This window comes from Pseudomonas sp. GGS8 (assembly GCF_024168645.1).
GTDB lineage: Bacteria > Pseudomonadota > Gammaproteobacteria > Pseudomonadales > Pseudomonadaceae > Aquipseudomonas.
Genome location: NZ_JALJWF010000001.1, coordinates 1,129,600 through 1,152,200, shown reverse-complemented (window position 1 = coordinate 1,152,200; position 22,601 = coordinate 1,129,600). Strand labels below are relative to the sequence as shown.

The window sequence follows — 22,601 nt, the reverse complement described above, 5'->3', positions numbered from 1 at the left end:
GTTTGATTGAATGCTTACAGCAAATCGTACTGCTTGAGTTTCTTGCGCAGGGTGCCCCGGTTCAGCCCGAGCAGCTCACTGGCCTTGGTCTGGTTGCCCTTGACGTAGTTCATCACGCATTCGAGCAGGGGAGCCTCGACTTCGGAGAGCACCAGGTTGTACACATCCGTGACGGCAGCGCCCTCAAGGTGGGCGAAATAATTGTGCAGCGCCTTCTCGACACTCCCGCGAAGGGTCTGACCTTCTTCGCTCGGTGTATTGAGGTGCTGTTTCAAATTCACGTTGTCGCTCACGGGTGTTGTTCCACTCACTAAAGTCTCGGTCATCATCGTCATGCGGCCACCCCTTCTCCGTCCCCTATCAGGCTCTTGTAACGCTCGGCGAAGAAGCCCCGAACGTAGGCGCATTGTGCTTCCGTATCTTCCAAACGATTGAAGTGGGCGCGAAACTCCCTGGCGCCCGGCAAGGTTGCGAGATACCAGCCCACATGCTTGCGAGCTATGCGCACGCCCATGACGTCGCCATAGAAGGCATGCAGCGCGGCCAGATGCTCAAGCAGAATACATTCCACCTCGATCAGTTCCGGTGCCGGGAGTTTTTCACCGGTACGCAGATAATGGTCGATTTCACGAAAAATCCATGGCTGCCCCTGGGCAGCCCGGCCCACCAACAGGCCATCGGCACCCGTCGCGTCGAGCACGTACCGGGCTTTCTCGGGCGAATCGATATCGCCATTGGCGAAGACCGGAATCGACACCGCCTGCTTGATCGCGGCAATGGTGTCGTACTCAGCTTCGCCGGTGTACAGGTCGGCACGGGTGCGGCCATGCACCGCCAACGCCGTAATGCCTGCCTGTTCGGCGATCTTCGCCACCGTCAGACCGTTCTTGTTCGCCCGGTCCCAGCCGGTGCGGATCTTCAGGGTGACCGGCACATCGACTGCCGCCACCACGGCCTGAAGGATCTCGGTCACCAATGCTTCATCCTTCAACAGTGCGGAACCGGCGGCCTTGTTACAGACCTTCTTCGCCGGACAGCCCATGTTGATGTCAATAATCTGTGCACCCAGTTCGACGTTGGCCCGGGCCGCATCCGCCAGCATCTGCGCATCTCCGCCGGCGATCTGTACCGAGCAGGGCTCGGGATCGCCTTCATGGATCATGCGCATCCGCGATTTGCGGGTGTTCCACAAGCTCATGTCGCTGGTGACCATTTCCGAGACTACAAGTCCTGCGCCCAATCGTTTGCACAGCTGACGAAAGGGCTGGTCGGTGACACCCGCCATGGGGGCGAGGATCAAGCCGTTGTGCAATGTATATGGACCGATGCGTACCGCCGACATAGGACTTCCCTGTTGTGGGGCCGGATCATGAGAGTTCGAAAAAGGGTTGGCATGATACCCGCTCTCGATGACTGGATAAAGGCTGAATTGAACAAAATCTGAACAGCTAATTCGTTATCGCCAGAGGTTTGGTTTGAGCGGCCTGAGTCAGGAAACTGCCGTCAAGCCTGCAACGCTTGAGGGTTTCACTCCGGCGAATGGAAGCTCAGGCTGTAGTTCACCGCTTTGGGGCCTGGGTCGAGAATGTCCAGCGCGATGTGGATCGGCGTTTGCGGCGGCATTTCCGCCAGGCCTTCGAGATCGCCGTTGAGGTATTCGCCGGGCTTGAAGCGACGGCTGGCGATCAGGTGGCCGTTGAGGTCGGCAAAGCGCAGCTCCAGCAGCGGGAACGGCTGGGAGAAGGGTGCACGATTGTAAATGATGGCGTCGACCACCAGCGCACCGTTGAAGTCCGGGTGGCTGCGGACCACCAGATTGCTGCTTTTGACTTTCGCGATGTCGACCTTGGACGGCACTGTGCAGCCGATGTGCGGGCACAGTTGCTGGAACCACGGACGGTACTGGTCCTGGCGCGCCAGTTCGTCGAAGTGGTAGGCGACGTATTGGCCGACGAGGCCGGCGGCGCCGAGCAGGATCAGCAGCAACCAGAAAAAGCGCCGACCCCAGGGGGAGCGACGTCTTTGCCAATCCAGTTGCAACGGGTCGTCGGTCAGGTCCTGCAGCACTTCAGCGCGCAGGGCCGGTTCGCTGCGTTCACGGCGCTGGCGCAGAGGCTCGACCGAAGGCAGGTCATCGTCGATCTCATCGTCATCGGTTTTCGCCGACAGGCTGCCAAAAGGGATCGGGGCGTCGAGCGGGTCGTGCAGGCGCAGCTGCTGTATCTCGGGCTCATCGTCCAGTGGCATGGGCTCCATGGACAGCGAAGGCTCGGTGCGCGAGTGTTTGCTTGGCTCGATCGTCGGTTCGATCATCGGTTCTGGCGTCTGCACGTCGGCGATTTGTGCGCGATCGGCGGCCGATTCACTAAAAAGGCTGTCGGACCAAGGGGGTTCGTCGTGCTCGGCACTGTCGCGGCGAGCGCTGAGGCTGTCTTCGCGGGGGCGACCGAATTCCGTCGTCGGCTGGATTTCCCGCTGTTCGAGCCGGGCGAGTTCTTCGTCCAGGTCCAGGCTGTCCAGATCCATTTCGGCAGCGGTCCATTGCTTTTGGCTGATGGCCCGCTGTACCGGCGGTTCTACGGGCGCCGATGCAACCGGTTTTACCGCTTCCTTGCCGGCACGCTGCTCAAGCAGCTGCCTGGCGGCGTTGAACACCTGCAAGCACGAGCCGCAACGAACCACCCCACGGGCCACGCTCAACTGTGCATGGCTGACGCGGAAGCTGGTTTGGCAATGCGGGCACTGGGTGACGAAGCTATCGGTCATGCGGCAATCCGGTTTATGCAGGCGCTCATTCTAGCGCCGACGGCCAGTGATGCGTACCCAGCCGTCGCGATTGGCGATTGGGTCCAGATCGAAATCGCGAGCGTAGGCGGCGGCGACTTCTTCACCTTGTTCGGCAAGGATGCCCGACAGCGCCAGGCGACCACCTGGCTTGACCAGGCTGGACAGTTGCGGAGCGAGGGAAACCAGCGGGCCGGCAAGAATGTTGGCCACCAGCACGTCGGCTTGAACCTGCGGCAAATCTTCCGGCAGATAGAGCGGGAACAGCTCTTCGGCGATGTTGTTGCGTCCGGCATTGTCGCGGGAGGCCTCCAGGGCTTGCACGTCGATATCGGTACCGACGGCTTGCTTGGCGCCCAGTAGTAGGGCGGCAATCGCCAGAATCCCCGAGCCGCAGCCGAAATCCAGCACGTTGCAGTCTTTCAGGTCCTGGCCGTCGAGCCATTCCAGGCACAGTGCGGTGGTCGGGTGAGTGCCGGTGCCGAACGCCAGGCCCGGATCCAGCAGCAGGTTCACCGCGTCCGGCTCGGGGGCGGCGTGCCAGCTCGGGACAATCCACAGGCGCTGGCCGAAGCGCATTGGCTGGAAGTTGTCCATCCAGCTGCGTTCCCAGTCCTGGTCTTCGATCACTTCGCTGTGATGCTCGGGCAGCGGGCTCCCGGTCAGCAACTCGAGGTGGGCCAGCACACTGGCCGCGTCGGTGCCGCCTTCGAACAGGGCCAGCAGGTGCGTGTGCGACCACAGTGGCGTGGTGTTGAGTTCCGGTTCGAAGATTGGCTGATCTTCGGCGTCCATGAAGGTCACCGACACGGCGCCCACTTCAAGGAAAGCGTCTTCGTAGGTTTCGGCTTGTTCTGGGCTGATGGCGAGACGGACTTGCAGCCAAGGCATGGCGGGCACCTTTGAAAAATATAGATTGCAGCCTAGCGGGCTGCGAGAAGCGCGCAAGTTTACGCGAGCGCGGAGGTTTTGTGGGAGCGGGTATAAGCGCAGGGGCTACAGGTCCAGCTCTGCTCCTCGCATTCGCAACCATTCCTTTCTATCCCGGTAATCCGGCAACACCTTGTCGACCTCATTCCAGAACGCGTCTGAGTGATCTCGATGATGTAAGTGACACAGCTCGTGAACCACTATGTAGTCGATGATCGTCAACGGAGCCATGAGGCATTTCCAGTGAAAATGGAGCGTGCCGTTTTTCAGGCATGATGCCCAGCGATAGCCGAGCTCCTTAATATGGACGTCGCTAGGTTTTACCCCCACTTTATTGGCGAAGTACGCTACTCGCTTGCTGATTCTTGCGAGACCTTTTTCCTTATAGAACGCCTCGAAAATTCTTTGCGCTGCTTCATCTCCACCGGTATCTACTATGGTGCGCAACAGACAAAACCTACCGTCTTTCAGTTTAAGTGGCTCATCTTGTTCCTGAACCAATTGCAGGCGATAGCTGGAGCCGAGGTAAAGAAACGACTCTCCGCTTACCCATTCACGCGATACACGGGTTGCATTGAGGTCGCGCCATTGTGCCAGGTTGCGATATATCCACATCCGCTTGCTGAAAACAGTCTCATCCACCTGCTCGGCAGACATCTCCTTGGGCGGGCGTACCGTGATCAAGCCATCGCGCTCAATCACGATATCGGTCGTTCGGCGTTCCGAGCCGGGTAGCAACTGATACTCGATGTCTTGAACCTGACGGAATTGCATTTACACCTCTGCAGTAGGTATTGACCGGATCAATGCGTTATGGCGATTTTTTGCCAGCTTCATGATTTCAATCGCCACGCGTTCGCGATTCAGTTTGAGTTCTTCGATTCCGGCTTTAGTTATTTCAGTCTTGATCAGGCCGCGAACGCGCTTTTGCTTGTCCGGGTTTTGCCAAAAATCGATGCTGGCGATGGTTTCCTGAAGGATGCCTACGGTCGTTCCCATCAATGCCTTGAATTTAGGTTTGTCAGCCTCGGCAACTGTTCCGCCGTTGAAACCGATTTGAACGATGTGCTCATAGAAAGTGGTGACTTCTTTGCTCATGCCCTCTTCGCCTTTTTCTCGACCAACGATGGCTGCGCTTCTGAGTTCCGTGAGTTTTTTGACCAACAGATCCCACTCGTCTTCATGTTGCTCGATCAGTGCATCGACTTTTTCTGACAGGCTCTTGTAGAAGGCGGGGTCCTCGTCGTGATGGACGGTGCAATGCTTACGGATGGCATGTTCCATTTCACTGGCTTTTGCCTCGTTGTTATTGCCTGCGTGCGCTGCCAGTTTCTCCAGAAAATCCTCGGATAAAAGCTCTACTGGCTCAATCTTGGGATTGATGCCCAGGCTAATCAGGTGCTCGTTGATCAGCTCTTTTACCTTGGCACCCGCATCACCTAAGTCAAGGCTGGTGTCTTTGTAGCGCTCCTTGGTGATTTGCAGAATGTAACCAAAGCGTTTTGCAGGGATACGATAAGGCTGTGCTGAGGCGTGAGGCAGGATGATGTCCATGCTCATCAGGAATTTCTTGAGATAAACCTCGAAGTCCGCGCGTTGTTTCTCATCCTTCAATGCTTTTACAGCCTCATGCACCACGGCAGCGTCTGCATTCAGATTAGGCAGCGTGCCGGTCACGAAAGCCTTGATGTTTTTCACCCCCAAAGCCACGAAATGCTGTAGCAGGCGTTGATACCGCTCCTCCAGTACAGGCAGCTCAGACGTAATGTTTTGCATTCCGTCATGCAGCTCTTGTATTTCATCATTTGCAGCGTAAAGCGAAAGCGCGTCAGTCAGATGGTTGGCGAGGCCGATGTAGTCGACGATATAGCCACGTTGCTTGCCTTTTTTTACTCGATTGGTACGCGCAATTGCCTGTAGCAGCGTGTGCTCGCGCAATCTCTTGTCGATGTACATCACTTGTTCAATCGGCGCATCGAAACCTGTCAGCAACATGTCGCAGACAATCAGGAACGCGATGCCGGTGTTTGCCTTTTCCGGATCGTCGAAGTTGAACCCGAGGCAGAAATTTTCGACCGCTTTCATCCTCGCGCCTTGTTTACGAGCTTGCGTGATATAGGCCGCCTCATTGGTACCGTCTGAAGAGATCACCACTGCAGTCTTCAGAAACCGCAGCCGCTTGATCAAGTCATTGTCGGGCTCAGCTTTGATTTGCTCTTGTTCAATGCACTCGGCAAGCGCCGACTCAATCCCTTTTTGGTAACGCACACAGGCCAGTTTGGAGTGGCACACCACCTGAGCTTTGAACCCATTGGGCAAGATGTTCTCGATGTAGTGATTTACCAGATCGCGAGAAATTGCATTGATGCGATTTTCAGCCTCCAGAATGTCACCGGTGGCGCCGTACTTTTTCTTGATCGCTTGCAGTTCTTCTTCACTACGGTCACGGAACAGGTCCTCGAAGGCCTGATCAAATGCGTGTTTCTCATTCAGTGCACTGTCGGCTGTCTTACCCTCATAGAGTATCTGTAGGGTGGCGCCGTCGTTGACTGCATCCATCAGCCGATAGGTGTCGATGTATTCACCAAAGCGCTTGTGGGTTTTCTTTTCTCCGTGCCGTTCGGTCAGCAGCGGTGTGCCCGTGAATGCTACACGGGTTGCGTGTGGGAAGGCTCCGAACAGGTTGTCGCCCAGATCTGAGCCTTGAGTGCGATGTGCCTCATCGATCATCAGGATGATGCGCTCTGAGGAGTTCACAACCCCAAACAACTTACCCGAAGGCATGGCTTGGTAAGTTCCCAACGCCTCGGCCACGGTATTGCTGAGTGTCTGTTTCTGCTCCTGAAACTTGTGCACCATCACCATGTTGATGTCTGAGCTGTCGGTGCCCAGGTGCTGGCGCAGGTCCTGCCGACTCTCGATTACGTTTACGCGACCTCCGATCAGTGTGGCTGTTTTGCCTAACTGCTCTTCAAGGTCTTGCCGATCATTGACCAATACGATTTTGTAGTCTGAGAGGTCAACGTTAGCGCGTAGCATTCGCGCCAGAAATACCATGGTTAGCGACTTGCCTGAACCTTGGGTGTGCCACACGACACCGCTACGTTCGATCGCAGTCTTTCCATGGCGTAATCGTTCGAGGACTTTGTTGGCTGCGCGAAATTGCTGATATCGGCACACCACTTTCACGCGGTGTCCACCGCTGGTGTCCATGAACACCGAACTGGTACGAAGTATCTGCAAAATATTGGCTCGGCCGAGCATGCCGGCAATCAACTGCTGTTGCGGATTCATTCCTTTTAGAGCGCGATCATCCTGTGGGTAGAGCGTCTTCCAAGTATGAAAGTGTTCGGCCTCTGAGGAAATGGTGCCGTAGTCGGCTTCCAGACCGCTGCTGCGGATTAGTAGTAGGTTGCAGTGAAACAGGCGAGGCTCACCTTCTTTCAGCCCAACGCTGTCTTTATCCATGCGCTTGCGCATATAGCGCTGCAGTTGCACATAGGCTTCCTGCATCGGGTTGGCGCAAGTCTGTGAAGCTTTTTTGCACTCGACGACGCCAATCGGGATGCCATTCACAAACAGTACGATGTCCGGAATGATGAAGTCTCTGACGCAACCGGGAGTATCTACGCGAAACTGGTTAATGGCATGGAACTGATTGTTCTCTGGTGATTTGAAGTCAATCAAACGCACGACCGGGTCGAGTTCGCCGGTCAATTCATTAACATCAACCTGTGCCTTGAACAGCAAAGCCTGGATGGTTTCGTTGGCTTCCAGCAGCGTGCGATTGGGTTGGCTAAGGATCTGGCTACGTAGATCTTCCAACTGCCGATCCGTCAGCCATGGCTGCCCATCTTCCGCGCAGTTGTTTTTTCGCACGGTATGGTCGAAGACGTCGGGAAGTAGCCATTCGCGAAAGTTGTTGCGCAAGCTGATCTGCGCATCCTGCGGGACGCCTGAACCCTGATCGATGATCGTCCAGCCTTGTGCGGCGAGTTGCTGCAGGAAGGGGCGTTCGACTTCGCTGTACTCACTCAATTTGCATTCCTTGCGTTACTGTTTTTCAGCCATTTCTCGCCTTTGCTCGTCAAGCGATAGCGTTGCAGTCGGCTCTTGGGTTGCTCGGGTAGGGTCATTTCAAGTACCCCGGCGGCGATGGCCGGAAGAATGTATGCCTTGCGAAAGTGCTCAGCGTTCTTTAAACCCATCGCCGTTTGGAGCTCTTGCCGGCTCATGTCGTTATCTACGACGCTGAGCAAGGCCGCGACTTCCGTGGCGACTTCCATGGTGACTTCCATGGTGACTTCCATGGTGACTTCCGTTGTTTCGCTGTTTTGCGACTGTGGGTGTGCGGGTAGCCGTACGACGTAAGAGGTCCGGTCATCGTCAGTTTCGAACAGTGGGGCTGGTGAACCATTGGCGGCCATGACCTTGAGGATCTTGGGAATTCCTGTTGAACGGCCTTCGGTCAGATCCAGTTCTTTCAGAAACTCGCCAATGCGCCGGTTGCGGTAGCGACGGCTCACAGCACGGCCTTTGCGCAGGTCTTCCATTCGAATCGAGCGGTCTGGCCCTGGAAAACTCAAAATCACTAACTCTTCCTGGCTGATACGAACCTCGATCGGTTCGCGCACCTCATAGGAGCGGTGATACACGGCGTTGACCAACGCCTCTTCAATCGCGGCGAAAGGGAAGTTCCAGACCCGAGTAGCCTCAGCGCGATCCGGGTGTTTGATCACTGTTTCGTGTAGGTAATTGCGCTGGATATAGGCCAACGCTTCACGAGTCATGGTTGCTAGTGGCCCCGAGAAAATCTTCTCGTCAAATCGGTCGCCGCCGGCACCTTCAGGAAACCACACCACATCAATCTGTGTACCAGGGAAGAACTGCTTGGGGGCAGGGCTGAAGAACATCAAGCCTACATTTTTGGGCCATGGCGATTCGGGCGGGCCTCCCACAACATTCATTTGTCGGCCCAGGTCTTCGATAGATAAATTGTCTGCGTCATCAGCGAGTGCGCTGCCGACTTCCTCGAGAAAGCTTTGCATCAAAGGTTTGGACAGATTTTCGACGCGAGCACCCAGATGGAAGCGGTCATCAAAAGGCACCTTGGCAGCAAGACTTAAAAGCTCCTGTTCGGTTTCGCCTTTTGCTTCCACCGTGCTGCTATAGCGGCGAATGTAGTAGTGCAGGCTGCGGTGTTTCGCAGTGATTGCCGCCGGCGCTTTGTAGGGGCGGTTTTGCCCGCCTGGTGCCCACAATACGATCAGCTTGCGGCCTTCGACTTCTTCGACACTTAACACGGGGAAGTAGGCCGGTTGAATCGACTGGCAGGCAGCCAGCAATTCAAGCTGGATTTTGTCCAGAATGTTGTCGGCAAGGCCCACAGGAGGAAATATCGGCTGACCGTTGGTATCACAATCCTGCCCAATCACCACATAACCGCCGCCTAGGTTTTCAAAATCGTTGGCGAAGGCGCAGAGCGTGCGAATGATTGGGTCGGGATTCCAACCCGTTTTATATTCGATTCGCTCGCCCTCGACAGTCCGCTGGCGCAGGAGGTCGTTGAGGTTGATGGGCAGTTTTTCAGGCATGGGCAGGCTCTGGTTCGTCGACTTTGACTTGGACTTTGCCGGTCAGGAGGTCTTGCATTAGGCCGAGCTTTTGTTGTTTCTTTTTAAACAGATCATTCTGTAAAGAGAACAGTTGCGAGTCTACGGATTTCAGCCTTTCAGCAATCGCAACTTGTTCACCAATATCGATCGGGCAAGCAATTTTCAAACGCTTGAAGTACGGTAGCCCGATAGTCAGGATGGTACTGCCCATTGCAATATTTTCGAATGCGCGTTTCTGGAATTGGAGCCAGTAATACAGAAAGTGATTATTCATTTTTTTGTCGCACTTCCAGCACATAAAGTGCTGGCTGACTGCCATTGGCTCAGTGGTGATAGCACTCTTCCCGACACCAGCATCTCGAGAAAGGACGACAACTCCCGCAGGATGCAGAACAGCAGAGGAGTTCTGAATGCCTTTATGGCTAATTTTTAGTTCGGTGTCAGCGATGTAAAGCTGATCCAGCTTGTGGGAGTCTGCCAGTGAGACCCACTTGACTCCACCATTCCAGTATTCGGGATGGTTTTTATTGGGGGTGTGGCCACTTCCTCTCGAAGCAAGCCGATCAAGTAGATCGTATTGCCAATCTCTCGGGATCCACTCACCCTCTATTTTCTGATAGAGCTCCGGCGCTTGCTCGCGTGTTGGGCGCAGTTGGCCGTTGGGCAGCACACCTCGGGTGAACAGGTCATGCATCAAGCCAGCTTTGAGTTGATGGAATTTGGCAATTAAAACTTCCGTCTTTTGAATTGTAGTGTCGATAGCGGTAAGGATAGTGGCGATTTTTTGTTGGATTTTTACATCGGGGAAGTTTGCCTTTGCTTTAATGATATCTTTTGTTGAAAGGTGTTTTACCGTGGTTGCGGCCGTTGTTTCGTTGATTTTCTTAACAAATGGTCCTAGCCAGTGAAATAAGTAATCAAGAACAATGGTGGACTCGCTATGTACGTCAACTTTAAGTACTCGTTGATTCAGTAGCGCGTCACGGCCATTCCATCGGGCGACATGGAAATCTCCATCCATGCCAATAAGGATGTTGTTTTTCTTGATTATGTAGCTGGGTAGAAAAGAACCCTGAAAATAAGTTTCAGTTTGCGAGGTTAGAATGTCGCGAATTCGAATGAGCGGGAAGCCTTCGCTAGAGAATTTTGACGATGGAAATGGAAAGCCACTGGTAAGCTTTATATGTTCGCCAATTGCTACTTCCTTGAACCTACTCATACCCCAGCTCCACCAAAAAAGCTTGCAGAGCTTGCGCCGCTTCATAGCGCTCGGCCTCGATTTGTTTGGCCGTTACCGCATACTTGCCCCAAAGGTTTTCGATCACCGCGATACATGCTCGCTGATCAGCCCGCAAATATTGACGGTAACTATCAAACAGCACCTTGCCCAAGCGCTCGACAATTACCACACTAGCTTCATCATTGTTGATGTTCTCGCGGGCTTTTTCCACCAAAGCATCGCGGTTTTTCTCGGTCGATCTGATCAGCACCTTGAGGTTCTTAGCTTCGTCTTCCAGTGCCTTGTGCCGGGCCAGCTGCGCTTCGATACGCTCAACTTCACGTTGGTGGCTCTTCCAGTCCCCAAAACTGGTATCGCGCTTGGCCAGTTTCGTGAGACCGCGGGCTTCTTTCAGGCTGGACTTGAGGGTTTTTACCTCATCAGCCGGCAGAACACCGCTGTCATCGGTGTCTTCAAAGTCTTCTTCCCCTGCTGCGGCGAACAGCGCCTGCAACTCAGCCAAGCGGCTGTGTTGTTGCTCCAGTTCGGCCAGTACTTCAGGGAACTGGCTTTGCAAAATCTCTTCGTCCGGAATCAGCTCCGCGCCCCAACCGCTGGCGGCGATAGATTTGAAGTCGGAGGCGAGTGATTTGTAGTAATTGGCGAAGGCGCCACGTACTTGAAAGCTATTGAGCAAGTCCTGCTGCGCAAAAGTTCGTTCGATACTGTTCAGCAGTGTGGCGCGCATTTGGTAGACATTGTTTGCACGAGCCTGCTGGTTAGTAGCATCTGGTGCGAGTGCTTCGATGATAGGCAGGTGTTGTTGCCACCAGCCTTGCAGTTGCGCCATGAATTGTGCCTGGCGTTCAGTGACGCCGGGGTGGGTGTTTATGTACTCGGCAATCGCGCGCTTGTCTTGCAGTGCGGATGAGAAGTCGGCATATGGCACGCCGTTAGCCGCGGCCGGGCGAGGCACAAAGCAGCTTTCACGCAGTTGTGGATAGTTTTGCCAGAAGTGTTCCAGCGCATCGATCTCGCTGACAGGCACTCCACCGTGCAGGTGCGCGCGGACATCGTGCGGTTCCGGTGGTGGGGCGTTGTCTACATAACGGCGGATGTTGCAGTTGAAGTCTTCGTCAGCAATTTCGTTGATCGGGACGAGTCGCGCGTAGGCTGGAATGTTCTGCCCCGCCCGGTAGGCGTGCACGATCTTGTCAATGTCTTCAGGGCGCAGATGATTCTGTGCCTTGCCTTCCCGATACTCACGGTCAGCGTTGATGAATAACACATGGTCGCGGGTGGTGGCCCCGTCCTTGTTGAGCACCAGAATGCATGCCGGGATACCGGTACCGTAAAACAGATTGCTCGGCAGACCGATCACGGCCTCCAAATAACCTTTTTCGATGAAGTACTTGCGGGCCTCGCGCTCTTCGCCGCCACGGAACAGCACGCCATGAGGCATCACTGTCGCCATACGACCGTCATTTTTAAGCACTGACAGCATGTGTTGCACGAACATCAAGTCAGCCTTTTTGCCCTTTTCGGGCATCCACACTGGGAAACGGCCAGGATGCTTGATGTCCTTCTTGATGTAATTTTGGCTGAAGGGAGGGTTCGCCAATACTCGGTCGAAGCGTTGCAGCTGGCCATCGACAGCCACATGCTGCGGCTCACGCAGGGTGTCTTCGTTCCGAATCACTGCATGGGGAATGCCATGCAGCAGCATGTTCATTTTGCAGATAGACCAAGTGGTGCCCATCTTTTCCTGGCCATAAAGCTCCAGTTCGGATGCTTTGGCGCCGTGCTCGCGAAGATAGTCATGGGCTTGGATCAGCATGCCGCCCGACCCAACCGTCGGATCATAGATGCTCATGCCTTCCTTCGGGTCGCAGATCTCGACACAGATGCGCACCACCTCAGCCGGGGTGTAGAATTCACCCGCTTTTTTTCCTGCGGAGTCGGCGAAGTGCTTGATCAACCACTCGTAGGCGGTGCCCAGCAGATCCGGGAACTCGAAGTCCTTATCGCGCAACGGGATTTTGTCGAAGTTCTGGATGAAATTGACCAAAGTGTCGTCATCCAGAGAATGCTGGCCAATTTTTTTGTTGAAGCTGATGTGTTTGAGCACGTCCTGCAGCGCTTCAGAGTTTGATTCTTCCAAGGCCGAAAGCGCCTTGTTGAGTGTGGTTCCGACGTTTTCCTTGATGTGTTTCAAGGCCGGGCGCAGGTTCCATTTGTCGTCGACCCATGGTTTGTTCCAGCGGGCCGGCTCTGGCACGAAAAAGTATTTTCCTGAGTATTGGTCTGGATCCTCTAGATTCGCCTTAATGTCCTCTTCGCTCAGGCCTGCAACCTTGCCTTCTTTCTCTATTTCTTCCCAGCGTTGATCGAACAGATCACTGGCGCGCTTCAGAAACAGCATGCCGAAGATGTATTCCTTGTACTCACTGGCATCCATGTTGCCACGAAGGTCGTCGCAGGCGGCGAGCAGCAGGGTTTCAAGCCGTGCAAGAGTCAGTTTGGCGCTTGCCATAAATTTCAGTTCCTGGTCACTACCGGGTGTCGAGAGCCATTCAGGCCCTGCAAAACACAAAAGAATGCACGTCCGAGCAAGTGTGCTCAAGGGCGCGATGATTAGAGGGGGGATGATGCCTTCTTCAGAGCAGACTGTCTTGGAGGACTGTCAGACTATAGGCAGAAACCCGCATATCTCGTTTGTGCGGGCGATTATAGTCAGCGAGCGAGGGGGAGTCTTTACCGGATGGGGTGTAGCGTGTCGGATGGTCATGTTGCGTCAATCTTCAGAAACAACAAAGCCGCTCGAAAGCGGCCTTGTCATGTTCCGGCTGAAGCTTAGTGCTTCTCGCCAGCCAGCTTGTGCTCGAGGTAGTGAATGTTCACTCCCCCTTTGCAGAAGCCTTCATCGCGGGTCAGATCACGGTGCAGCGGGATGTTGGTCTTGATCCCGTCGACAACGATCTCGTCCAGCGCATTGCGCATGCGCGCCATGGCTTCGTCACGGGTTGCGCCGTAGGTGATCAGCTTGCCGATCAACGAGTCGTAGTTCGGCGGAACGGCATAGCCACTGTACAGGTGCGAATCGACGCGAACGCCGTTGCCGCCTGGGGCGTGGAAATGCTTGACCGTGCCTGGGCTCGGCATGAACGTTTTCGGGTCTTCGGCGTTGATCCGGCATTCCAGCGCGTGACCGCGGATGACCACGTCATCCTGGGTGAACGACAGCTTGTTGCCGGCGGCGATGCTGAGCATCTCCTTGACGATGTCGATGCCGGTGACCATTTCCGATACCGGGTGCTCTACCTGGACACGAGTGTTCATCTCGATGAAGTAGAAGCGGCCGTTCTCGTACAGGAACTCGAAAGTGCCGGCGCCACGGTAGCCGATATCGATGCACGCCTTGACGCAGCGGGCGAGGACTTCCTCGCGTGCGTTCTCGTCGATGCCCGGTGCCGGTGCTTCTTCGAGAACCTTCTGGTGACGACGTTGCAGCGAGCAGTCGCGGTCACCCAGATGGATGGCGTGGCCTTGGCCGTCGGAAAGCACCTGAACTTCCACGTGACGTGGGTTGGTCAGGAATTTTTCCAGATAGACCATCGGGTTGCCGAACGCTGCGCCCGCTTCGGAGCGGGTCAGTTTCGCCGAGGAGATCAGGTCTTCTTCTTTGTGCACCACCCGCATGCCACGACCACCGCCGCCGCCAGCGGCTTTGATGATCACCGGGTAACCGACTTCGCGACCAATGCGCAGAGCGGTTTCTTCGTCTTCAGGCAGTGGGCCGTCGGAGCCTGGAACGGTTGGAACGCCAGCGGCGATCATGGCGTGCTTGGCCGATACCTTGTCGCCCATCAGGCGGATGGTATCGGCTTTCGGGCCAATGAACGCGAAACCGGAGTTCTCGACCTGTTCGGCAAAGTCGGCATTTTCCGCAAGGAAACCGTAGCCTGGGTGAATGGCGGTGGCGCCAGTCACTTCAGCGGCGGCGATAATGGCCGGAATGTGCAGGTAGGAGTGAGCCGCGGAGGCCGGACCGATGCAGACGGATTCGTCTGCCAGGCCCAGGTGCATCAGCTCTTTGTCGGCCTTGGAGTAAACGGCGACGGTCTTGATGCCCATTTCCTTGCAGGCACGCAGAATCCGCAGGGCGATCTCACCGCGGTTGGCGATCAGAACTTTTTCCAACTTCGCAGTCATCAAAGGCTCTCCGCGATTCAAACGATGGTGAACAGCGGTTGGTCGAACTCAACCGGCTGGCCGTCTTCGACGAGGATGGATTCGATCACACCGCTGTGGTCAGCCTCGATGTGGTTCATCATCTTCATGGCTTCGACGATGCACAGAGTGTCGCCTTTCTTCACGGTCTGGCCGACTTCAACGAAGGATGGCGAGCTTGGCGAAGATTTGCGATAGAACGTGCCGACCATCGGCGAGCGGGCAACATTGCCGTTCAGCGTTGGAGCCGCTGGAGCAGCGGCAGCAACCGGAGCGGCGGCAGCAACTGGCGCCGGTGCCGGTGCATGCATCGGAGCCGGTGCGTAGTACTGCTGAGCCGGCGTCTTGCTGTGACGGCTGATGCGTACGGACTCTTCGCCTTCCTTGATCTCAAGCTCGTCGATGCCGGACTCTTCCAGCAATTCGATCAGTTTCTTAACTTTACGGATATCCATGAATCATCAACTCCCAAGGGTCGGTCAGGGGCGTTTAACGCTTGTGGTTCAAGCCGTTGCCTGTCTTTCAAGCTGCTCTAGTGCGGCCTCCAGGGCCAGTCGATAACCGCTGGCGCCAAGGCCGCAGATCACTCCCACCGCTACATCGGAGAAGTAAGAGTGATGGCGGAAAGGTTCGCGTTTGTGCACGTTAGACAAATGCACTTCGATGAATGGGATGCTCACTGCCAGCAGCGCGTCACGTAATGCGACACTTGTATGCGTAAAAGCTGCTGGATTGATCAGAATGAAGTCCACACCTTCGCCGCGAGCAGCGTGGATGCGGTCGATCAATTCGTACTCGGCGTTGCTTTGCAGGTAAAGCAAATGGTGGCCGGCATTGCGCGCGCGCTGTTCCAGATCCTGGTTGATTTGCGCCAGGGTGGTTGCACCGTAGACGCCCGGTTCCCGGGTGCCGAGCAGGTTCAGGTTAGGGCCGTGCAAAACCAATAGGGTCGCCATCTGCTGCTCCTTTGTTATCTGTGTGCAATCGTCAGAACCCGGCGACTATGCCGCAAAGCCTTTGTGACTGTCCAGTTCTGTGCAATAGCCAGCACGATGGCCGATGTTTGCGCGAAATATGTGACCGGGTGATTAAATCCGGTCATTTGCTTTCGCAACGCGTTTGGCGAAGTTGGTGGCGTTTATCTCGCCGATCACTCGCACATCGGTGCGTTCGACGCCGTCCTTGCCGAAAAACATCAGCGACGGAGGGCCGAACAACTTGTAGCGGTCGAGCAGGGCGCGCTGTTCGCTGTTGCTGGCGGTGATGTCGAAACGGATCAGTCGATAGCCTTTGAGACGTTCGACGACGTTGGCATCGTTGAGCACTTCGTGTTCGATGACTTTGCAACTGATGCACCAGTCGGCGTACCAGTCGAGCAGCAGTGGCGTGCCGGAGGATTTGGCTTCGGCGAGGGCGCGATCCAGTTCGGCTGGCGTGGTGATGGTTTGCCACGTGCTGGCGATTTGCGGTTGCTGCTCGTTGCTGGCGACGATGCGCGGCTGGCCAATGGGGTTAAGTGGATTGCTATGACCGCTCAACGCTCCGTACCAACAGGCCAATGCGTAAAACAGCAAGAACAGCCCGAGCAATTGTGCCAGGCGCTTTCTGGGTGGTTTGTAAACAAACTCCAGTGCCCCGAGAAACAAGCCTACGCCGCCCCATAACAGTCCGATCAGTAGCAGCGTTACCGGGCCTGGCAGCACACGACTCAGCAGGCCGAGGGCGACGCTCAGCAACATGATGCCAATGATGTTTTTGACCAAGAGCAGCCAGGGACCGCTTTTGGGAAGCCATGCCGCCCCGCCGGTAGCCACCAGTATCAGCGGCAGCCCCATGCCAAGGCCGATCATGAGCAGTTTCAGCGCACCCCCTACTGCATCGCCGCTGGCGCTGATATAGAGCAAGGCACCGACCAGTGGCGCGGTAACGCACGGAGAGACCAGCAAGCTCGAGACCACGCCCAGCACCGCGGCTCCCCACAACGAGCCACCTTGAGTGCGGCCGGCAATTCGGTTCAGGCGGCTGCTGATGGCGTAGGGCAGTTTCAGCTCGAAGACGCCGAACATGGCCAGGGCGAAAAGGGCGAAAAACATTGCGAACGGCACCAATACCCAGGCCGATTGCAGTCGGGCCTGAAGATTGAGCTGGGCGCCAAATAGACCCATTAGCGCACCGAGCGAGGCGAAGCACGCCGCCATTGGCAGAACATACGCCAGGGACAGTTTGAAACCACGCAATCCACCCACCTGATCGCGCAGCACCACACCGGACAGAATCGGCAGCATGGGCCATACACATGGGGTGAAGGTCAGGCCCACGCCAGCGAGAAAAAACAATGCCAGTTCGCTCCAGCTCCAGTTAGCCTTGGTGGGGGTGTTACCCGAAATAGCGCTGCCGCTGCCATCAATGCTCAGGCGCTCGGTCTCGGGCGGGTAGCACAGGCCTTTGTCGGCGCAGCCTTGATAGGTCACGGCCAGCGTAAAGGCGCGGGAGTCGGTGCGTGGCAGTTCTACATCGAGAATGCCGTGGTAAACCTCGACATCGCCGAAGTATTCATCATGCTTTTGTTCGCCCTTGGGCAATTGAGCCGCGCCGAGACCAACGTCGGCCGGGTCGGCGCGAAACTGGAAGCGATGGCGGTAGAGGTAGTAACCCTCCGTGGCGACGAAGCGCAGCTTGACCGATTGCGGTGTGCTGTCTACCAGGCTCAACTGAAAGGCTTCGCGCACCGGCAGGAAGTCGGCACTGTTGTTGATCGAACCCAGCGTGGAACTGGGGCGACTGTCCAGCAATCCGGCGGCGGAGGCCGGCAGGGCGAGCACTAAAAACAGCAGGCAGAGCAAACGGCGCATGACAATCTCGCGTATTGGAGGTGCGGGCATGATAGCTGAGTGTGCAATGTATGCGACTACGCCGATCTCCCGTAGGCGCTGCCAAAGGCTGCGATATTTTGACTTTGATCTTCAACGCTCGATCCGCCGCCAGGATCAACATCAAATGATCGCAGCCTTCGGCAGCTCCTGCAGGGAGGTGTTTCAGTCAGGCTTCGGGCTTACTTTGTTGGTTGATCGCTGGAGTGTTTACACAAGTTGATTGTTACAGGGGTGTAGTGGTTACTGTTGGTATGTCGAAACAGCGTGCTGCTGTGATACTCATAGACTTCCTGGTTGGTCGATACATTGATAGTTGAACCTTGGATATCGACCTTTATGGCTGGATCTCGGGTGACTAAAAACGGACCAGCGGTCTTGAGTTCAGACGCTATTTGCTCGTTGGATGTCAGTTCGCGATAGACATAGTATCGATAGCTGAACGGTACTGTTGCTCCGCCTCGATCATCTTTGACGCCGTAGATGAAGCCGTTTTCGCCAAGGGGTAGTTTAAGTACTACATCGGTCAGCACTGGGTTGCCGGAAGACATGAGCCATGTCCAGCCGATGTAAGCCAAGCATACAGCTAGCAGGGAGGAGGCGACGATTGTGTATGCAGTGTTTTTAGTAGTTCCTGAAACGGGCATACCTGACTCCCTTCTTGATCCATTCCTGATCCGCAGGATCATCGCCAAAAGGAGCCTCGCTCCACCAGCTTCCAAATTCTACTTTTGTCGTTTTTGCCTGTGTCTGGGCAAGGCCGGCGGCACGTAACAGAACATTCTCGGAAAACCCCGCAGCAATCCCGGTCGCGCCGTAATTGAAATTGCCAAAGGCTTCATAGTCAGGGGATAGCTTTTTGTAGTCCCAAGGGCCGCGATTTCTGACTTGGCTATAGAACCAGGAGTAAATGAATGCGGATCCCTCTTTCAAAACTTTTTTCTTGTGGAAGGCAATGGCCATGTTTTCCTCCACAGATACGCCTGGGGGCGACGTTGGAACTATCACGGGGCACTCCTGTGCACGCTCGATTGATTGAAGCGCTAAACTCTAGCATCAAAACGATGACTAAAAAGCACCGTATAGATAAACAGGAGTTTTCATACAAGAACTCAGGTGTCGATAATCTTGCTCGTTGGTAGCGTTCAGACCCGAGCCCTTAAACCCGAAATGCCTGCACCGCTGTATGCAACTGCCCACCCAATGTCAGTAAATGTTCGCCTTGGCTGCGCCCTTCACCAATCCTCAGCAAGTTATCCCCACCCAATTGATGAATCCGTTCACTGTGATCGCGGATTTCGCTGACAGCGCCGCTCTGCTGGGCGGTGACATCGGCGATGCGCACGGCGGTGTCGGCAATGGTCTGGATCGCCCCGACGATTTTATCCAGTGCACCGTCGGCCGCCTGGGCCTGATTGGCCGTGGCTTCGGCGTGTTCGACCTGGGCGCGCATGCCTTCGACCGACTGCCGCGCGGCGGTTTGCAGGCCGGCGATCAGCGTCTGAATCTCGGCCGTGGCACCGGCGGTGCGTTGTGCCAGTGAGCGAACCTCTTCGGCCACCACTGCAAATCCCCGGCCCATCTCCCCGGCGCGGGCCGCTTCGATGGCGGCGTTCAGGGCCAGCAGGTTGGTCTGGTCGGCAATCGAGCGAATCACCGTCAGCACGCCGCCGATGGTCGCCGACTCTTCGGCCAGATGTTCGATCATCTGTGCGTTGCCTTGCACTTCACCCACCAGCGCATGCAGACCCGTGAGGCTCAGGCCGATGACTTTCTGACCGTGTTCCACTGCAAGCCCTGCATGACGACTGGCGTCCGCGGCCTGGCTGGCGTCACCGGCGACTTGTTGAATCGTCGCCTCGAGTTCGCCGAGAGAGTCGCGGATCAACGCGGTGTCGCCGGCCTGATGCTCGGCACCGCTGTGCAGGTCGTTGCTCAATTCGGCGAGCGTCCGGCTGCTGCCGGCGACTTGCTCGGCATTGAGGCGAATGGTCCCCACCAGCTCGACCAGATAGGCGCGCAAGCGATTGAGCGAAGCTTGAATGTCATGCAGTTCGCGGTTGGTCGCACCCAGTTGAATGTCGCGACTGAAGTCGCCCTCGGCCCAGATCGAAAGGGCTGGTGCCAGATTGGTCAGGGTTCGGGCCAGGCGTCGCTGCAAGGTATCGATGAGCAAGGCGATCAGCAGAATCAGCCCGATCATCACGCCCTGCATCAGCCGCACTTCGCCCTGGATTTGCCCGTGCTGGGCGCGCACTACCGGTTCCAGCCCGGCGATGGCCTGCTGCACGGCGGTGATTTTCAAGTGAGTCGCGGTGCTGAGGTCGGCGCGTTTCTGGATCTGTTCGCGCGTGCGTGCCAGTTCAGTCGGGTAGCGGGTGAGCAGGCTGTTGAGTTCACGCTTGAGGCTGACGCCGGCGTCTTCGGCGACGGCTTTCTCGGTGTTCTCCAGGCCCATCATGGCGGAGAAGTCATCGGTGTTCGATTCGCTGCTGGCAGTCACCCCCAGCAGCGGCAAGGTGTTCAATTGTTCAGCTTGAACGCGGATGTTAGCGACTTCGCGCTCGACATCGGCGGCCAGTTCGCTGCGCCCGCTGCTGACCAGTTTATCCCGGGCCAGAGACAGCTTGCCCAGATGCAGGGAGGCCGCGAGCAAAGGCGTCAGGTACGCCGCGTTGCCGCTGGCGTACTGACTGAGCTGATCGAGGCTGGCGCCGAGCTCGCGTTCAGCTTGCAGCAGCAGTGCTTGTGGATCGCCCGCGAGTTTGCCGGCGGCCAGCAGGTCCGTCTTGCTGAACTCCTCCAGGTTCGACAGGCTGGGGCGCAAGGTGTCGGCCAGGGGCGGCGGCAATTCGCCGAGCTCCTTTTGCAGGCCGTCGATGGCCTGGCTGGCGCTGCTCAGGCGCAGGGCATCGCCGCTGGCCAGGTAATCCTCGACGTTGCGCGCCACTTCATTATGAAACTGCTGAGACAGGCCCAGGTAACGCTCCACCAACAGGTAGGGGCGTTCCAGGGCTTTTTGCGACCACCAGAGGGTAGCGCCGAGGGCCACGCAGACGGCGACCAGAAGGAGGGTATTGAGATTGGTCAACAGCTTCAGGCGCATTGCGGACTACCAACGGCAGAATGGTAAGTGCCTGAAGTTATTGCGTTTCCGTTACAGGGTTATGACCGAATCGGTCGATTCCGATGAAAAAGTGGCACTTTGCTTTGACTCCCGCGCGGCTTGCACGCGGTTGCGTCCGCCGTCTTTGGCGCGGTACAGCGCCTCGTCTGCCTGTGTGGCCATCATCAGGCTGTCGGAGTTTTCGTGTAGTTCGACGACGCCGGCACTGAAGGTGCACCAGAGGTCTTGGGGTTGAGCGGGGTAGTGGATTTCAGCAAAGCGTTGACGGATTTCGTCGAGCACCTTGTAGGCCGATTCAATATCGGTGTCCGGCATGACGATGGCGAACTCTTCACCGCCGTAACGGCCGATGAAGTCGGTCTTGCGCAACCGTTGCTTGAGGAACAGCGCCAGGCTCTTGATCACCCGGTCGCCCATGGGGTGACCGTGGCTGTCGTTGACCCGTTTGAAGTGGTCGATGTCGAGCATCGCAAAGCTCAGCGGCTTGTTTTCGCGACGGGCGCGGAATGAACAGTCTTCGAGCAATTGCAGAATGTGGGTGTGGTTGTACAAACCGGTCAGGCTGTCGCGCACCATCCGCGCTTTCAGATTGCGCGCCCGCGCCGCACGGTTGCGCACGGTGGTGATCAGGTGTCGCGGCTTGATCGGCTTGGTCAGGAAGTCGTCGCCGCCCTCACTCATGGCGTCGAGCTGCTTGTCCAGATCGTCTTCGGCCGACAGATAAATGATCGGCACGCTGACATAGCGGTCGTTATGGCGGATCACCTTGGCCAGTTCCGTACCGGTGCAGGCCGGCATGTACATGTCGAGGATGATCAGGTCAGGCTGGAAATCCGCCAGTTCGGCCATGGCCTGGATCGGTTCGATCAAGGTCCGTGTGACGATCCCGGCGCTGTTGAGCAGGCGCTCGGTGTGCAAGGCCTGCGCGCGGGAGTCGTCGATGATCAGCACTTTATAAGGTTCGTACTGGGCGACGCAGGTCAGCACTTCGATCTTTTCCAGCAGGCTCGAGGCTTCGAGGGTGCCGGTGAGAAACTCCTGGCCACCGGCGCGCACGGCGGCGAGGCGGGTCGGGGTGTCGGTTTCGTGCAGGCTGAAAAACAACAGCGGCAAGGGCTGCTCCAGGCCTTGCTGGGCTTCGGCCGCCAGTTTCAGGCCAATGCCGGCACCGCTGAAGTCGACGTCCATGACAATCGCCGCCGGTAACCGCTCGATCATCGAAGCGCGGAACGCGGCGACACTGTCGAGGGCTTGAGCACTGAGCCCGAAGAATTCGAGTTGCTTGGCCAGCCGTTCGGCCCGGTCGTGATCCTGCAGCATCACGTAGATCGGTTTGCGCAGCGGCGGCAGGAACGTGTGCTCGAGCTGATCACCATGGCGTAGGCCGGTGCGGGACAAGCGCTGCATCAAGCGGTTGAGGTCAGTGATCAATCCGCTGCTCAGGCGTCCGCGATTGGCGTCGACGGCCTCCAGCGACTGGCCGATATGACGGGCCAGCAGGGTGTGTTCCGGTTGTTCGAAACGTTCGGCAAAGCGCAGCAGGCGCAGATTGGCCTCGCTCAGCTCCGACAAGTCGGTGGTGGACCATTCATTGCGCTGCAGGCGTTGCCATATCTCAAGAATCTGACGTGCCTGATGAATTACCCGCTGGGCAAAGTGGTGCTTGAGGCGCTCACGGCTGGGGTCTTCTGGCTCGGTCATATCCTGACTAGTTAGGGTGCATGCTGAGGTCGACTGGTGGCTCTATGCTAGCACCTCTTTTCGATTGCATGAGTGTAGTACGTCAATAATCTGCAAAGCGACATCATTCAGTTTCCGACCGACTG

Annotated in this window: 17 protein-coding genes; all 17 read right to left on the bottom strand. The window is 56.5% G+C overall.

What is annotated here, in order from left to right; translation table 11 throughout:
• Positions 1-14: 14 nt before the first annotated feature.
• Positions 15-335: a DNA-binding transcriptional regulator Fis gene (gene fis, locus J3D54_RS05115; RefSeq protein WP_007907419.1), complete on the bottom strand. Its 321-nt coding sequence runs from the start codon at positions 333-335 to the stop codon at positions 15-17.
• Complete coding sequence (gene dusB / locus J3D54_RS05110; RefSeq protein ID WP_253416955.1) at positions 332-1,342, bottom strand: tRNA dihydrouridine synthase DusB; 1,011 nt, start codon at positions 1,340-1,342, stop codon at positions 332-334. The genes fis and dusB overlap by 4 nt, the downstream gene beginning before the upstream one ends.
• A 185-nt stretch (positions 1,343-1,527) precedes the next feature.
• Entirely contained in the window at positions 1,528-2,766 is a 1,239-nt protein-coding gene (locus tag J3D54_RS05105; protein WP_253416954.1) for a DUF3426 domain-containing protein, read from the bottom strand.
• Between the two features lie 30 nt (positions 2,767-2,796).
• Positions 2,797-3,675 carry a 50S ribosomal protein L11 methyltransferase gene (gene prmA, locus J3D54_RS05100; RefSeq protein ID WP_253416953.1) on the bottom strand — a complete coding sequence of 293 codons (879 nt, stop codon included), beginning with the start codon at positions 3,673-3,675 and terminating at the stop codon, positions 2,797-2,799.
• Between the two features lie 105 nt (positions 3,676-3,780).
• On the bottom strand, positions 3,781-4,488 hold the full coding sequence (locus J3D54_RS05095; RefSeq protein WP_253416952.1) for a M48 family metallopeptidase: 708 nt from the start codon (positions 4,486-4,488) through the stop codon (positions 3,781-3,783).
• Positions 4,489-7,752 carry a type I restriction endonuclease subunit R gene (locus J3D54_RS05090; RefSeq protein ID WP_253416951.1) on the bottom strand — a complete coding sequence of 1,088 codons (3,264 nt, stop codon included), beginning with the start codon at positions 7,750-7,752 and terminating at the stop codon, positions 4,489-4,491.
• Complete coding sequence (locus J3D54_RS05085) at positions 7,749-9,308, bottom strand: Fic family protein (protein WP_253416950.1); 1,560 nt, start codon at positions 9,306-9,308, stop codon at positions 7,749-7,751. Before J3D54_RS05085 ends, J3D54_RS05090 begins: the two co-directional genes overlap by 4 nt.
• The gene (locus J3D54_RS05080; protein ID WP_253416949.1) at positions 9,301-10,548 is read right to left on the bottom strand and encodes a restriction endonuclease subunit S; all 1,248 of its coding nucleotides are present in this window, start codon (positions 10,546-10,548) and stop codon (positions 9,301-9,303) included. The genes J3D54_RS05085 and J3D54_RS05080 overlap by 8 nt, the downstream gene beginning before the upstream one ends.
• Positions 10,541-13,171, bottom strand: coding sequence for a class I SAM-dependent DNA methyltransferase (locus J3D54_RS05075; protein ID WP_253416948.1), 2,631 nt, complete (start codon positions 13,169-13,171; stop codon positions 10,541-10,543). Before J3D54_RS05075 ends, J3D54_RS05080 begins: the two co-directional genes overlap by 8 nt.
• 230 nt (positions 13,172-13,401) lie before the next feature.
• Positions 13,402-14,760, bottom strand: coding sequence for an acetyl-CoA carboxylase biotin carboxylase subunit (gene accC, locus J3D54_RS05070; RefSeq protein ID WP_018928422.1), 1,359 nt, complete (start codon positions 14,758-14,760; stop codon positions 13,402-13,404).
• A gap of 17 nt (positions 14,761-14,777) precedes the next feature.
• Positions 14,778-15,233 (bottom strand): acetyl-CoA carboxylase biotin carboxyl carrier protein, encoded by a 456-nt coding sequence (accB, locus tag J3D54_RS05065; RefSeq protein WP_253416947.1) that lies wholly within the window; start codon positions 15,231-15,233, stop codon positions 14,778-14,780.
• Between the two features lie 48 nt (positions 15,234-15,281).
• Positions 15,282-15,734, bottom strand: a complete 453-nt coding sequence (gene aroQ / locus J3D54_RS05060; RefSeq protein WP_007937215.1) for a type II 3-dehydroquinate dehydratase — start codon at positions 15,732-15,734, stop codon at positions 15,282-15,284.
• A 132-nt stretch (positions 15,735-15,866) separates the two neighbouring features.
• Positions 15,867-17,630: a protein-disulfide reductase DsbD gene (locus J3D54_RS05055; RefSeq protein WP_253416946.1), complete on the bottom strand. Its 1,764-nt coding sequence runs from the start codon at positions 17,628-17,630 to the stop codon at positions 15,867-15,869.
• Between the two features lie 200 nt (positions 17,631-17,830).
• Positions 17,831-18,295, bottom strand: a complete 465-nt coding sequence (locus J3D54_RS05050; RefSeq protein WP_086944043.1) for a hypothetical protein — start codon at positions 18,293-18,295, stop codon at positions 17,831-17,833.
• Positions 18,273-18,611 (bottom strand): polymorphic toxin type 44 domain-containing protein, encoded by a 339-nt coding sequence (locus tag J3D54_RS05045; protein WP_086944042.1) that lies wholly within the window; start codon positions 18,609-18,611, stop codon positions 18,273-18,275. The genes J3D54_RS05050 and J3D54_RS05045 overlap by 23 nt, the downstream gene beginning before the upstream one ends.
• A 196-nt stretch (positions 18,612-18,807) precedes the next feature.
• A complete protein-coding gene (locus tag J3D54_RS05040; RefSeq protein WP_253416945.1) occupies positions 18,808-20,754 on the bottom strand; it encodes a methyl-accepting chemotaxis protein in 1,947 nt (648 codons plus the stop codon).
• 51 nt (positions 20,755-20,805) lie between these two features.
• On the bottom strand, positions 20,806-22,476 hold the full coding sequence (gene gcbA, locus J3D54_RS05035; RefSeq protein WP_253416944.1) for a diguanylate cyclase GcbA: 1,671 nt from the start codon (positions 22,474-22,476) through the stop codon (positions 20,806-20,808).
• Between the last annotated feature and the right edge of the window lie 125 nt (positions 22,477-22,601).

Bases quoted from the DNA above. Each gene is read 5' to 3' on its own strand.
- fis (WP_007907419.1), bottom strand. From the start codon at position 335: ATGACGATGATGACCGAGACTTTAGTGAGTGGAACAACACCCGTGAGC.
- dusB (WP_253416955.1), bottom strand. From the start codon at position 1,342: ATGTCGGCGGTACGCATCGGTCCATATACATTGCACAACGGCTTGATC.
- J3D54_RS05105 (WP_253416954.1), bottom strand. From the start codon at position 2,766: ATGACCGATAGCTTCGTCACCCAGTGCCCGCATTGCCAAACCAGCTTC.
- prmA (WP_253416953.1), bottom strand. From the start codon at position 3,675: ATGCCTTGGCTGCAAGTCCGTCTCGCCATCAGCCCAGAACAAGCCGAA.
- J3D54_RS05095 (WP_253416952.1), bottom strand. From the start codon at position 4,488: ATGCAATTCCGTCAGGTTCAAGACATCGAGTATCAGTTGCTACCCGGC.
- J3D54_RS05085 (WP_253416950.1), bottom strand. From the start codon at position 9,308: ATGCCTGAAAAACTGCCCATCAACCTCAACGACCTCCTGCGCCAGCGG.
- J3D54_RS05080 (WP_253416949.1), bottom strand. From the start codon at position 10,548: ATGAGTAGGTTCAAGGAAGTAGCAATTGGCGAACATATAAAGCTTACC.
- accC (WP_018928422.1), bottom strand. From the start codon at position 14,760: ATGACTGCGAAGTTGGAAAAAGTTCTGATCGCCAACCGCGGTGAGATC.
- accB (WP_253416947.1), bottom strand. From the start codon at position 15,233: ATGGATATCCGTAAAGTTAAGAAACTGATCGAATTGCTGGAAGAGTCC.
- aroQ (WP_007937215.1), bottom strand. From the start codon at position 15,734: ATGGCGACCCTATTGGTTTTGCACGGCCCTAACCTGAACCTGCTCGGC.
- J3D54_RS05055 (WP_253416946.1), bottom strand. From the start codon at position 17,630: ATGCGCCGTTTGCTCTGCCTGCTGTTTTTAGTGCTCGCCCTGCCGGCC.
- J3D54_RS05050 (WP_086944043.1), bottom strand. From the start codon at position 18,295: ATGCCCGTTTCAGGAACTACTAAAAACACTGCATACACAATCGTCGCC.
- J3D54_RS05045 (WP_086944042.1), bottom strand. From the start codon at position 18,611: ATGGCCATTGCCTTCCACAAGAAAAAAGTTTTGAAAGAGGGATCCGCA.
- J3D54_RS05040 (WP_253416945.1), bottom strand. From the start codon at position 20,754: ATGCGCCTGAAGCTGTTGACCAATCTCAATACCCTCCTTCTGGTCGCC.
- gcbA (WP_253416944.1), bottom strand. From the start codon at position 22,476: ATGACCGAGCCAGAAGACCCCAGCCGTGAGCGCCTCAAGCACCACTTT.